Raw genomic sequence first — 13,286 nt, 5'->3', positions numbered from 1 at the left:
CCTACTCCTCTTCGTACGCCGCCGAGTCTTCGGTCAGCATCTCATCAACCTGGTCCCAGGGGTTGTCCTGGCCCAGAAGTTCCTCTTCGAGCAGCGCCCACAGCCGCTCATTTTCTTCTTCGAGGGCGCGGGCGCGGGCGGCGAGCTCCAGGAAATGGGCGCACTCAGCCTGATTGGTGGCGCGGTGTACGAGCTCACCGTGCTCGTCGTGGATCAGATAAAAACGCGTCTGCCTCTCCACTGACCAGCCCTGGGGCTCGTCGGGGATGGGTCGACGAATCTCGCGCAACTTCTCTTCAAACGCCTCTTTGCCTTCCCCCTTAATGCGCAAACGATCGCGGGCCTCTTTGCAGAGGCACTTATATTCACTGCGATACTCCTTGCAGCGCGCCCAGGCGATCACACTCTTTTTGAGCGGACACTCAATGGGCGCGTTGGTGCGGTCGTGGTATCCGGGCTTCGACATAAACACCTCACCATCCTCAATCGACGTGGCCTGCGCCGGCGGTCGCCGCCCGAAACCTCTGCTCCGGTGCGCTCCGCCACTGTTGTGTCCGACCGCACGAACTTAGCGCGACACCCGCATAAGCGGCAACCGCAGCCGCGCCGTGCAAACTTCACACGTGCGCTGTGGGTTGCGCGCCGCGGCGGGCCGTGCCACAAGCGCTTCATTCCCCGTGCTCAGACCCGGCCAAACCTTAACCCCCTGCCTGCGGCGGCGAGCCATGTTCGAATTTTTTCCCGGCTTTGATCCCGCGACCTTCGAGTGGAACTGGACCTGGTGGACGACCGTCGCCTGGAGCGGTCGTGTGCTGGGGATCGCCTTCATTCCCACCGTACTTCTGCAGCGGGGCACACGCCCGATGGCCGCGCTGGCCTGGATCCTGACGCTTCTGGCGATGCCTTTTATCGGCGCGGCGCTCTGGTGGATCATCGGTCGCAACCATATGCGGCGGCGAAAACGACGACGCTCGCGCGCCCAGGCGCGCATCTCGCGATCCTTTCATGACCTGGCCCGGGGCTCCGACGACGAGGCAAAGATCGCCGCCGACAGCCCCCTCAGCCCGCTCTCCGCGGTCTCCCCGGCCCGAAACCTGGTCCTTCACGATGAGCACGGGATCTTCCCGCCGACCCGCGACAACCTCGCCCGCCCCCTGCCCACCTCGGCGGTGGCGTTCGACGCCTTTGAGGACGCCATCCGGGCGGCCAAAGACCACATTCATTTCGAGTTCTTCATCTGGCGCGAAGACCACACCGGTGAGCGTTTCCGCGATCTTCTGGCCGAGCGCGCCCGCGCCGGCGTGGAGGTGCGCATCCTCTACGACGCCATCGGCTCCTCAAGCATCCGCCGCCAGTTCATCAAGCCGCTCCTTGACGCCGGCGCCAGCGCCGCCCCCTTCCTGCCGGTGCGCCTTTTAGAGCGCCGCCTGCGCGTCAACTTCCGCAACCACCGCAAGCTGCTCATCATCGACGGGGAGGTGGGTTTTACCGGCGGGGTCAACATCGCCGACGACTACCTCGACTGGTTCGATATGGCCGTCGAGCTGCGCGGCCCGGTCGTCTACCAGCTCCAGGAGGTTTTTGCCGAAGACTGGCACTTTGCCACCGGCGAAGACCTCGCTGAAGAGCGCTATTTCAGTGGACTTTCCAGCCACGCCCCCTCCGGCATTGCGACCGAAGCCGAGGACGATCCGGAGGGCCAGACTACGTCCGAGAGCGCACCCGAACCCGAACCTCGCGCCATCCCCACCGTCGCCCGCGTCGTCGCCAGCGGCCCGGACGACACCCTGGATACGATTCACAAGATGTTCTTTCTGGCCATCACCTCGGCCACCGAACGCCTCTACCTGATCACGCCCTACTTCGTGCCCGACAGCGCGATTATGGCCGCGTTGCAGACCGCCTCGATGCGCGGGGTCGACGTGCGCATCATCGTGCCCCAGCAGAGCGACGTGCCCATTACCCAGCACGCCGGCCGCTCCTACTGGGAGGGACTTCTGGAGGTGGGCGTGCGCATCTTCGAGTACCGCGACCGGGTATTGCACGCCAAGCTCATCGTCCACGACCGCGACCACGTCTTTATGGGGAGCGCCAACATGGACATCCGCAGCTTTCGGCTCAACTTCGAGGCGAACTGCGTGCTGGACAGCCACCCGCTCAACCGCCAGATGTGCCGACTTTTCCTTGAAACCCAGAGCCGCTCCACCGAGATTGAGCTCGACGCCCACCGCACGCGTCCCTACCGCACTCGCCTCCTTGAGGGCTTTGCGCGCCTGCTCAGCCCGCTGCTTTAAGTCGTACCTTCCCAGGTGTTTTTGCCGATGCTCCCCACCCTTGATGTCGTCTCGTCGCTTCGCGATCTTGCCTTTCCCGACCACAGCGTGGTCATCGCCGACGCCAACCTCCCGGCCGACGTGCTCACACAGCTGCCCGAGCCCATCGTGGTGGAGGCCGGTGAGGGCTTAAAGACCCTGGCGCGCCTGGGAGAGCTTGCCGAGGCGGTGCTTGCGCGTCGCTCCACGCGCCCGATGGTCCTTATCGGCGTGGGCGGCGGCTCGCTGGGCGACGCGGTGGGGTTTCTGGCCAGCGTGCTCTGGCGCGGCGTGGAGCTCTGGCATGTGCCCTCCACGCTGCTGGCGATGGTGGACTCGGCCCACGGCGGAAAGACGGCTCTGAACCTCGGCGAACATAAAAACCAGCTGGGTAGTTTTTATGTGGCGTCGCGGGTGGTGATCTGCCGCGAGCTCCTGGCTTCACTTCCCCTCGATGAGCGGGAGGCCGGGATGGTGGAGGCGCTCAAAGCGCTGTGGCTCGACGATGCGCCGGCGCTGGCGCATTTCGACGATCCCGCCACCCTCCAGAAGTTGCTGGCCGCCCCGGTGAGCGAAGCGGGCTCGATGCTTGATGAGGTGATCGAGCAGGCCATCGCGCTGAAACTTCGCATTGTCAGCGAAGATCCGCGGGAGCAGCGCGGGATTCGCACCTTTTTGAATCTGGGGCATACCGCCGGCCACGGCATCGAGGCGTTCGGAGGGCTTGCCCACGGCCCGGCCGTGGCCTGGGGGATGGCGGCCTGCGCCCTCTTAAGCCACCGCGACCTGGGGCTGGAGCGCGCCCAGGCCACCCGTCTGCTGGCGCACCTCGACCCGCTGCTGCGCCCCCTCCCCTTTTCGTTCGACGACGCCACCCGCACGCGTTTTGTGGCGAAGTTGCGCGGTGACAAGAAGCGCCGCGAGGGCCGCCTCATCTCCATCGGACTGCGCGGCCCCGGGCGCCCCGAGCTGACCACCGCCTGGGACGCCGAGCAGTGGTGGGAGGCGCTCATCGAGGTTTATGAAGTCTGGCAAAAACGCGAGCTCACAATCTGGCTCGGCGAGCCCACAGGCCACATGCCGCGCCTTCCGGTGGATAAGTCGCGGGCGCAGCGCTTTGCCGTGATCCAGGCGTTGCGCCACGCCCCGGTCGATTTCGACACCGTCGATGCGACGCCCCCCGATGATGTGCGCCTGACCGCGGCCGCGCTTGAGGCGATGGCCGAAGACGCCCACACCGAGCTCGACCTCTACCTGGGTGAAGGAGCCACCGGCGGACGCTTTGCGCTGGCGGCGGCCGCCACGCGCCCGGGCATCACGCGCCTGCGCTTTGCGCCAGGGCTCTTGCAGCGCCCCCACCAGCCGCTCATCGACGCGCTGGTGGAGGGGGGCGCGCAGATCCGGGCGACCGACGATGGCTTTGAGGTGCGCGGGTGGCAGACCCACCCGGAGCGCCTTCGGGTGGCGGCGGCGCCCTCGTCGCAGTATGGCTCGGCGTTGGCGCTTCTGGCCGCCGCCGGCCACACCTTTGTGCTCGAGCGCACCGGCCCCAAACCCTGGCCCAGCCAGACCTACTTCGATCTTACGCTGGACGCGTTGCGGCAGGTCGGCGTTCAGATCGACGAGCTCAGCCCTGGCGAGCTGCGCCTCAGCCCGGGCCCCACAATAGCCGAGCCAGTGCGACTGGAGCTTTCGCGCGACGCCAGCGCGGCGGTCGTCTGGCACGCAATCCATGCGCTCCTCAGAGGCTTTTCGCCTCCGGAGCCCGCGGGCGAAGATCATCCCGACGCCCGTTTTGCAGCGCTTGCGCAGACGCTCAAAAAGCACCCTGCGGGCGACATCATCGACGTCGATCTTTCCGACGCTCCCGACCTCGCGCCCGTCCTCGCGGCTCTTGCCGCGCGCCTGCCTGTGGGCGTTCGCATCTCTGGCGCGGCGCATCTTCGCCATAAAGAGAGCAACCGCATCGACGCCCTGGCCGACGCGATGGCCGCCGTGGGGCTGACCATCTCGCCCACCGAAGACGGCTTTGAAGTGGGGCCGCAGGCCGGCGAGCCCGCCCGAGACGCGCGATTTGAGACCCACGGCGATCATCGCCTCTCGATGTGCGCGCTCGCGCTTGTGAACACCGAGGCGCTGACACTTACTCAGGCCGGCTGCGTCACCAAGTCCTATCCCGGCCTGTGGCGTCAGGCGCGCCGAACGGGCATCATCACACAGGCCCATATGTCGCTCCCCCCTCTGGACTGAGATGTCGCGTTCTACCCTCCCGCTTCTGGCCCTGCTGACGCTGGGCGCGCTTTTACACGTGGCCTGCGCCAGCGCGCCACCGCCGCGGGAGCCCGCCTCCTGGCCAGATGACGCGCCCCGGGCGGTTGAGGCGCTGGCGTCCTCCCACATCTTCGCCGAGCCCGGGCCCTGGCTGCCCGGCGAGCTCGATATGCTGGCGCAGGCCGCCGCTCACATCCCGGCGGTGCTTCGCCCCGATGCCTCCGAGCCCCTGTACCTGCAACGCCGTACTCGCCCCTGCCTCTTCGGCATCGGCCGCTACACGGAGGCCTGCCCGACCTTCTCCGAAGACGGCCGCACTTTTTATATTTACGACATGGTCTTGATGGAGACCGACGGCCCGCTGGATCGCCAGCGCGCGCTGACGCGACCGGCTCGCCAGCGCCTCTGGCGCCAGCGCGCAATCGCCCACGCGCTGGTCGCGCGTGCCGACAAGGCCCACGCGTTGAGTCAAACCTACCGCTGGCGCTCCATCAACGGCTGGGATGATGCCGGCGCCCGCCCACGCAACCGCGACCTCCACGGCTACCTGCGCCCCCTGGGCAAAGGCTCCGCCCACCTCGACTTCGTGACCAGCGCCGAGGCTTTTTTCTTTCGCGAAGAAGATCTCATCGAGCTCGACCCGCAGCTGGGCACCCCGGTCTACTCCCCCGATCTGACATTTAGCTGCCAGGAGTTCACCCGCAACCGGGTGCTGGCCGACTTCTTCGACGACCTCGACCCGCAGTGGCGGCAGGGCACCTGGCGCGCCGATGATCCGGCCACCTACGACTGCCCCGCCTTTGAGCGCTGGGCCGACGTCGACAACCTGATGGGCGTCGACGTGCTCTTTGCCGCCGAGCGCACCGATCGGCCCGAGTCGCTCTTCGGCCATTTATTGATCCACGTGAGACATCGCTCCGCCGAGCTCTTCCGCAGCCAGGGCTTTGAGTATGTCTATCAATTCGGGGCGGTGACCGACTCCGACATTCACCCCTTGCGCTTTGTGCTCGAAGGCATGGCCGGCGGGTTTCTGGCCGTCTTCGACCTCTCGACCTTCCGGGGCATCGACCGCACCTACCTGCAGCTGGAGCAGCGCACGCTTCGGCGCTACCCGCTCGCGCTCAGCAAGCAGCAGACCCGCCAGCTCCTGGAGCGCATCTGGGAGGTGGAGCGGCGTTTTGCCTACCCCTACTTCTTCACCACGCATAACTGCGCGTCGTTTCTGATCGATCTTATCGGCCCGGCCCTCGACCGGGAGGAGCCCCTGCCGCGCAAGGTCTTTGCGATGCCCACCGAGGTGCTCGACATCCTGGCCGGCGTCACCACCGACACTGGCGAGCCGCTCCTGAGTAAGCCCGACGCCGACGTGCTCAGCGCTGAGGAGCGGGCCATCCTGGCAAGCGAGCGCATTGAGGCGATCGCCGCGCGCTTCGTAATGCACCCGGCCGCGCCCGAAGAGCTCGCGGTGGTGATTGATGCGCTGCGCCGCGGTCCCCCCGATCTTCGCGCGGGCCGCTACGACGACCTGCTCTCTCCTCTCGAGGCGCTCATCTCCCGGGCGCCCGAGCTGGCCGATGAAGCCGCCGGGCTCTACGACGCCTTCATCGCCCTGGAGACCTCGGAGTTGCAGCTGGTGGAAGCGACGCTCTTAGAGTTTGAAGAGCGCGCCCAGCTTGAACCTCTGCGCTTTAGCGCTGCCGAGATTCTGGCGCTGCGGCGAGAGCTTTACCGCCATGAGCGCGCCGGGCTGCGAGCGCGTCAGCGCAACGAGTTTCTCGACGCGGTTCAGGAGCATCTGCGCCGCGCTCCCCGCGAAGATCCCACACGCGCGGAAGAGCGCGCGCTGGACTGGCACGCGCTCTTGCTCGACGCCCACCACGCCGCCAGCCAGGCCCAGGGTGAGCTCATCGACTGGCTGGTGGTGCGCGATCTTTATAACCCGCGCGCGGCGCTGCGTGAGCGCGAGGCGCGTTTTGCCACGACCCAGGTCGAGCGCAGCGAGCGCTCCCTGCGGACCTCCAACGCCGGACGCTGGGGGGTAACCCTGAGCGCCGACGGCCAGGCTCTGCCCCCCACCAGCGCGCCGAGGTTGCACCTGGACTGGGCGTTGCTCGACGATCACCTTGGCGAGCGCCGCCTTCACGGCCATCGCCCCGAGGTGGAGGCCACCGCGCTGGGTCTGCGCGCCAGCGCCCCGCTCACCGCCGACGCACTTCAGAACCTGGAGCTCGACTTTACCCTCTTTCGCTACATCAGCATCGCCACGCCGCGGGCCGGCTCCCGGCGCGGCTTCACCGACCGCTTTGGCTGGGCGCTGGAGCTCGATGCGCGCCATATCGCCGGCGAACTCCCGATGCGCGCCCACGGCTTCTTCGGGCTGGTGTTGCCGATCGCCCGCTCCGACTCCGGCACCTCACTGCTCGCGCTGGGGGCGGGACCGGCGCTCGACCTCAACGTCGGCCGCACCGAGACCGCCGGCCTGGCCGGAGGCCAGGCCTACCTGCTGGCCCGCGCCCATCTGGGCGGCTACTACGCCAACGCCCTCGATGTGCGCGTGCGCCACGCCGAGCTCTTCAACATCCTCAATCTGCACTCCGAGCGTAACCTTAGCGCGCGTCTGGGCGTCACCTTAACGCTGGCTCTGGGCCCGCACGCGATGCTCTTCCAGCCTTATAGCAAGCTGGAGTACGTCTCCGGCGCGTTCGCCGCCGGCTCCGAGCGCACCGACCTGGAGTTCGGGCTTCGACTGGAGCTTGTGCGCGACGCTTTCTAGCCCGCTGCACACCCTCCGCACGACGTTGACGCCGCCTCGTCTCACCCGACGCCATCTTGAGGATGATCATGAGCGCCCACCACCATCATCACGACTCGCACCACGATCACGGAGGTCCCACGCCGGCCCGCGCGCTCGTTGTGGCCATCGCCCTAAACGCGGCCTTCCTGCTCCTTGAGACCGTCGTCGGGTTCTGGACCAACTCACTCGCGCTGCTCTCCGACGCCGGCCACATGGTCTCCGACGTGGGCGCGCTGCTGGTCGCCCTGCTCGCCATCAAACTCGCCAGCCAGGCCCCCTCGGCGGCCTACACCTTCGGGTTAAAGCGCGCGCCGGTGTTGGGCGGTTTGATCAACGCCATCGGGCTCATTGTCATCGTCGTCTTCATCAGCATTGAGGCCGTAGAGCGCCTGCAGGCTCCGCCCGCCATGGAGGCGACGGCCGTCTTCTGGACCGGGGTGGCCGGTCTGGGCGTCAACCTGGGAAGCGCCTGGTACCTGGCAAAAAGTCGCGACCAGTCGGTGAACACCCGCGGCGCCATGCTGCACCTTCTCTCCGATGCGCTGGGCTCAGTCGCGGCGATCGTCTCGGCCATCGCCGTGGGTTACTTCGGACTCGCCGTGGCCGACCCGGTAGCCAGCCTGGTCATCGCGCTCCTGATCCTTCTCGGGAGCTGGCCGCTGCTGCGCGACACGGTGCGCATCCTGCTGCAGCGCGCCCCGGCCGGCCTCGACATCGCCGCCCTCAAGGCGACGCTTCTGGCCCACCCCGACGTCGTCGCCATCCACGACATGCACGCCTGGGGGCTCGACGACGGTCAGGCCATTGTAAGCGTGGTGCTCAAAACCCGCATCGACGCCCTGGCCGACGCCACCGCTTTAACTGACGCCCTGCGCCGCGAGCTGCGCGAGCGCTTTCAGGTCAATCACGCCACCATCGAGTGCCGAACCCCCGACGCACCGGGCCCCGACGTGGCGTGTTAGCGCGGGTGGCCAGACGCCTTAACAGCCTCACTCGGGCGCTGCACACCTCGGCGATCACCGCATAACATCGGCTTCCGCGCCATGTTAACGCCTGTCGCAAGCGTTGCGTGCCCGCTGAAGCTCTGGCAGTCTCAGAGGTGAACTTCTCTTCTGTATGGAGGCGACGATGGCAACGACGCGCACCCGGGTGGGCCTTCTCAGCGTGGCATGGCTGCTTTTGTGTTCGCCTCCGGCGCTGGCGCATTCCACGTCGAGCGGCGTTGGCAACGGAGCCCATCCCGTGTCTGCCAGCAGCGCCAACGGCGCGGCCAGCGACTCCGGCAACAGCTCGGCCGGCTCCGAGGGTTCGTCGGCCGGAAGCGGCCAGTCGTCCGCCGGCAGCGCCGACTCCTCGGCGGCCAGCGAAGGCACCTCCGGCGGTTCCACCGACTCCACCGAAGCCTCCGAAGGAAGTTCCAATAGCGAGAGTTCGGCGTCGTCTGAGCAGCAAGACCCGCCGCCTGAAGAACCTGTCGATGAGAGCAACGACACCGCCAACGCCCTCATCGCCAGCGCCGCGCTGGGCACCGCCACAGCCTCAACCGTGGGTTCGGTGCTGCTGACGATCTTTGCCGTCAATGAGCTCAGCGCCGAGCTCTACCTGCGCTCCAACGGGCACGCGCTTCGCCACCACATCGCTCGCGGCGCCGGCGACGCCCTCGAAGATCTGGCGCACCTCTGCGGCGTGCCCGCCGCCCACTACGCCGACTTCGCCGAGGCCACCCGCCAGGCGCGGCACACGCTGGTGGAACACCTCAACGATCCCCGCGCGATCGATGCCGAGGAGACCCGCGCTTTTCTACGCGCGCTCGCTGAGGCGCTCAGCCACGACCAGCAGCTGGCCACCGCCCTGATCACCGGCGCCTACGCCGGCTAATCCCCCCACTTTAGAGCGAGCGGTCACTCAGCCGCACCAGCGGTCGGTCTGCTGGCAGCGGTAGCGCACGTGCAGGTGCTTTCGATGCCCGGGCTCATGCCGCACAATCCCGGACCCGCCGCGCCGCGGGTACTGAAAGACCTCCCGCAGCCACGCCTCGGGCGCGCCCTGGTCGCGCGCCAGCCGGTAGAGCGTGCGCTGATGGTACCAGTCCAAAAAGATGTGCTCGACCAGCCCCCCTTCGAGCAGCTTCAACACCATCCAGAGCGTGCGCTGCGCGTCGAGATGATCGCGGCGGATGTAATGAAAACGATTGTAGTTGGGAGGCTCCACCAGGCGCGGCAGCGTCACATCCACATCTCGCCCGCTACGGTGGGAGCGGTGCGGGTTGATGGCCCGACCGGTGCGAAAGCTCATATCGCCCACAATCAGCGGCGGCGCATCCTGGAAGGTCTGGTAGTAGGCGTCGAGCACGCGCACCGTCTCACTGACGGCGTAATAGGTACCAAAGGCGCGGTGCGGATAGAGCAAAATATAGCTCTCGCCAGGCGGCATCGGCTCCCCACCGATCAAGCGCCCACTGTTGGAGCGCCCCACACTTCGCGCCCAGCTTGAGGTGTCGAGCTCCCAGACTTTGACCTGCTGGCCCACCTGCAGATCGCGCAGGTCGAGCTCCGGGTTCATCTCTTCGAGCATCGCCGTGGTGACGCGGTACATTGAGCGAATGCGGGAGAGGGTGTCGCGCGGTCCCACCTCATGAAAGAAGACGTCGCGCCGGCGCGTCTCGACCACCGGCCGCCCTTCTTCATCCATAGGCCAGGCGCGCTCCACCGGTGTAGGCCAGAGCCAGGCCTGAATCTCCTCATCGTCGAGCCACTCATCCTGCTGCGGGTTGATCATGCTGGCCACCGGCGAGGGCCCGATGCCCAGCATGGTGCCCCGGAGCATGGCCGATACCGAGGCCTGACTCTGCGCCATCGCCGGAGCCGCCCCCAGCATCACTGCCACCCCGATCATCATCGCCAACAGCGCCTTGCATCCCACCCACGACTTGAACTTCGTCCCGGTCGCGTTCGAACTCATAGAATCATCCCATGGCATTGCTCTCGGCCTTCGTCCGGACGCGCGCGCTCACCCTTGCCGCGATCGCGACCTCCGCGCGCCCGTTGACCAAAACGGTACGGCGGCGACCACTCGCATCGCGGCGGCGACTCCCCTGGCGCGTCATCCTGACATCTAAGGCCGGGCATTCATCACTGGTCAGAAATTCCCTTTCCGGCGCGCGAGCTTACAGATCTTAACCTGAGGGGTCAACATCTCGACCAGGGGCGCCTTTCCGGCCAGCGATCCGCCTCACGGACGCCGCAGATGCCACAAACAGGGCCACAGCTCTGCCCCCGCAGACGCGTGCAGCACAGCGGCGGCCTGACCGGCCGCGCGGCGCTGCCGACGCGACAGGTCGCAGCCGACAAAACCCTCCCCCTCATCTTCTGGTATGTCCCTGAAGTTGCTCACCGCGCTCAACGCGACAAGCGAATCCCCACTCCGACCAGCCCCGGTTGAAGCTGCGGGTTCAGGCTGAGCGTGGCGGGGCGGGCGTCATCCTCGAGAAGATCCCAGGTCAGAAGCCCACCACCCACCAGCGTGGCGGCCGCACCGGCGCCAGCCAGCGACCAGAAGACGCGCTGGCGAAGCGCCACCTCGCTGCGCAGCGCATCGTAGCGCTGGCGGCTGGCCCCCTGCGCGCTGGCCTCGGCCAACTCCTCAACCACCGGCGCGCTGCGAAGGTCGATCACCCAGGCCGACGCCAGAAGCCCCACCCCGGCGCCGGCCAGCGCCCAGCCGGCCACCCGACGGCCGGAGCCTTCCTCCTCAACCTCGTCCAACATCACCGGCGCCACCTCCAGGGGGCGTTGCCCGGCGAGCTGCGCGACGCTGCGTGCGGCCGGCTCGACGCGGCGCGCTACGAGCGTCAGCCCGCTGAGCTGTGCGTCGACCTGCGCATAATCCGCACTCTGCGGTTCAAACCCGTCACGGCAGCGCCTCAAGCTCTCGCCGGCCTGCTCCATCTCGGCGAGTTTGACCAGGGGTACGGCCCGGTTGCACCAGAAGATGGGGTCGTCGAGTAAAGCCAGCGCCTGGTCGAACTCCTCGACCGACTCCCGGTAGCGCCCCTCATTAAAGAGGCGCATCGCGATCTGATAATGCACCTCGGCGTTCTGCGCCGCGTCGTGCGGATCGCCCCCGCCCTGCTGCGCCGCCGCCGGTAACGCGACCATCAGCAGGCCCGCGGCCACCGTCGCAGCAGCCAGGCCGCGGCCATTGGCGAGTTTGCACCTTTTCATGGCATCAACTCCAGGCGCGCGCGGCGCAGCGTGACCTCAACCTCATCCTCAGCGCTCTCGGGGCTCAGCGAGACCTCCTGATCCTGATACCCGATCAACGAGAAGTTCAAGCGCACCGCGCCTTCCAGGGGCGCCTCCCAGCTCAGCGGCGTCGTCCCCAGGGGCTGACCATTGGCCGAGACACGCGCCCCGGGAGGTGTCGACACAAGGCGCACAAGCCGCGTCAACTCCTCACGCTCCGGCTGCGCGCGAACCCGCCGCGCGCGAGATGGAGCGTGGTACGCATCCGCCCCGCTCGCCAGGCTTCGACGAGCAACCTCGGGGCTCTCGGCCCCATCGTCGCGAGGTTCAGGAACGTCGGCGCGCTGCTCAACGTTTTGTACTTGAAGCTCACCGACATCGACCTCGGACGCAGGTTCAACCTCCTCTCCTTCGCCCTCACCCGGCGTCGGCCGGGGCTGCGGCTCCACCACGGCGGCCTCAAAGCCTTCGCGCGCCGCGTTCGGCGATGGTGTTTCCGCGCCATCTTCTCGCTCAGACGCCGCCACCACAGAGGTGGTCTCAACGCCGGTCTCACCCGGCGTCTGCATCAGCAGCGCTACCGCCATCAACACGACCACCACCGCCACGCCCAGCGCCACCGCCACCAGGGCCCGCATCGTCGAGCGTTCGGCCGCCCCGGCCCCCGCTCCGGCTGCCAGCAACGCGCCGGAAGGTCGCCCGGCGCCGTCCTGCTCCAGCATCACCCGCATCGCCCGGGCGGACGCCACCCGATCGTCGGGCTGTTTGATCAGCGCCGCGGCCAGCGCCCGGGCAAAAGGCCGAAGCTCCTCCTCATCGGGCAACATCGGCGCGTCATCGCGCACATGCGAGACCATCACCTCCCGCGGCGTCTTCCCCTTAAAGGCGGCCTCGCCAGCGAGCATCTCAAAGAGAATCAGGCCCACCGCGTAGAGGTCCGCCTTATGGGTGACCGGATCGCCGGTGATGTTCTCCGGGCTCATATATTGTGGCGTACCCATCGCTTTGCCCGACTCGGTGAGACGGTCGAGCATCGAGGGAACCTCCGCCTGGGGCTGCACGATCTTGGCGATGCCAAAATCGAGAATTTTCACCACCTCCACCCCCTCCCCATCCATCGTCTCGCCAGCCAGGATGCGGATGTTTTCGGGCTTTAAGTCGCGGTGGACCACCCCCTGCGCGTGCGCCAGATGCAGCGCGTCGAGCATCTGATCGACGATGCGCCGCGCCGCAGCCGCGCTCAAGCGCCCGCGCTCGGCAATGAGATCGCCCAGGCTCTTGCCCTCCACATACTCCATCACCATAAACCTCACCCCCTCATGCTCCCCGTAGTCAAAGAGGGTGATGATGTTGGGGTGATTGAGCCGGCTGATCAGCAGCGCCTCGCGCTCAAAACGCTGGCGCTCCTCGGCCTCTTCGCCCACGCCGGGCAAAAGGGTCTTGAGCGCCACCGCGCGGCCAATGCCCAGCTGAATCGCACGAAACACCACGCCGTACGCCCCCCGGCCCAGCTCTTCTTCAATGCGGTAGCGGCCCGCTATCACATCTCCGGCCGCAAACAGCTGCTCTTCTGGCCCCATACTCGGCGCGCTCGCTCGTCGTCTTCTTCGGCTCCCTGCTCGCGCCCACCCTACCCTCGCCAGAGCGCGCGGGCAAGCGCGCGCC

Annotated in this window: 9 protein-coding genes; 5 read left to right on the top strand and 4 right to left on the bottom strand. The window is 67.3% G+C overall.

Annotated elements, in window-relative coordinates:
- Nucleotide 1: 1 nt before the first annotated feature.
- Nucleotides 2-466 (bottom strand): hypothetical protein, encoded by a 465-nt coding sequence (locus FRC98_RS04230; RefSeq protein WP_146980056.1) that lies wholly within the window; start codon nucleotides 464-466, stop codon nucleotides 2-4.
- Nucleotides 467-725: 259 nt separating this feature from the next.
- Here FRC98_RS04230 and FRC98_RS04225 point away from each other — a divergent pair, with 259 nt between their 5' ends.
- The 5 genes from FRC98_RS04225 to FRC98_RS04205 all read left to right on the top strand — a co-directional run bounded on the left by FRC98_RS04225 (nucleotide 726) and on the right by FRC98_RS04205 (nucleotide 9,255).
- Nucleotides 726-2,294: a phospholipase D-like domain-containing protein gene (locus FRC98_RS04225; RefSeq protein WP_146980055.1), complete on the top strand. Its 1,569-nt coding sequence runs from the start codon at nucleotides 726-728 to the stop codon at nucleotides 2,292-2,294.
- Between the two features lie 27 nt (nucleotides 2,295-2,321).
- Complete coding sequence (locus tag FRC98_RS04220) at nucleotides 2,322-4,562, top strand: carboxyvinyltransferase (RefSeq protein ID WP_146980054.1); 2,241 nt, start codon at nucleotides 2,322-2,324, stop codon at nucleotides 4,560-4,562.
- A 1-nt stretch (nucleotide 4,563) separates the two neighbouring features.
- The gene (locus FRC98_RS04215; protein ID WP_146980053.1) at nucleotides 4,564-7,356 is read left to right on the top strand and encodes a lipoprotein N-acyltransferase Lnb domain-containing protein; all 2,793 of its coding nucleotides are present in this window, start codon (nucleotides 4,564-4,566) and stop codon (nucleotides 7,354-7,356) included.
- Between the two features lie 68 nt (nucleotides 7,357-7,424).
- A complete protein-coding gene (locus FRC98_RS04210; protein WP_230467261.1) occupies nucleotides 7,425-8,339 on the top strand; it encodes a cation diffusion facilitator family transporter in 915 nt (304 codons plus the stop codon).
- Nucleotides 8,340-8,619: 280 nt separating this feature from the next.
- Complete coding sequence (locus FRC98_RS04205; protein ID WP_230467260.1) at nucleotides 8,620-9,255, top strand: DUF3015 family protein; 636 nt, start codon at nucleotides 8,620-8,622, stop codon at nucleotides 9,253-9,255.
- Nucleotides 9,256-9,282: 27 nt separating this feature from the next.
- Here FRC98_RS04205 and FRC98_RS04200 read toward each other — a convergent pair whose 3' ends face one another.
- From FRC98_RS04200 to FRC98_RS04190, 3 genes are all read right to left on the bottom strand, one after another.
- Nucleotides 9,283-10,338: a penicillin-insensitive murein endopeptidase gene (locus tag FRC98_RS04200; protein WP_146980051.1), complete on the bottom strand. Its 1,056-nt coding sequence runs from the start codon at nucleotides 10,336-10,338 to the stop codon at nucleotides 9,283-9,285.
- 437 nt (nucleotides 10,339-10,775) lie between these two features.
- Nucleotides 10,776-11,600, bottom strand: coding sequence for a tetratricopeptide repeat protein (locus FRC98_RS04195; protein ID WP_146980050.1), 825 nt, complete (start codon nucleotides 11,598-11,600; stop codon nucleotides 10,776-10,778).
- Nucleotides 11,597-13,201: a serine/threonine-protein kinase gene (locus FRC98_RS04190; protein ID WP_146980049.1), complete on the bottom strand. Its 1,605-nt coding sequence runs from the start codon at nucleotides 13,199-13,201 to the stop codon at nucleotides 11,597-11,599. The genes FRC98_RS04195 and FRC98_RS04190 overlap by 4 nt, the downstream gene beginning before the upstream one ends.
- Nucleotides 13,202-13,286: the final 85 nt, after the last annotated feature.

The sequence above is a fragment of the Lujinxingia vulgaris genome (assembly GCF_007997015.1).
In the GTDB taxonomy this organism is placed as follows: Bacteria; Myxococcota_A; Bradymonadia; order Bradymonadales; family Bradymonadaceae; genus Lujinxingia; species Lujinxingia vulgaris.
This window is presented reverse-complemented; position numbering and strand designations above follow the sequence as displayed.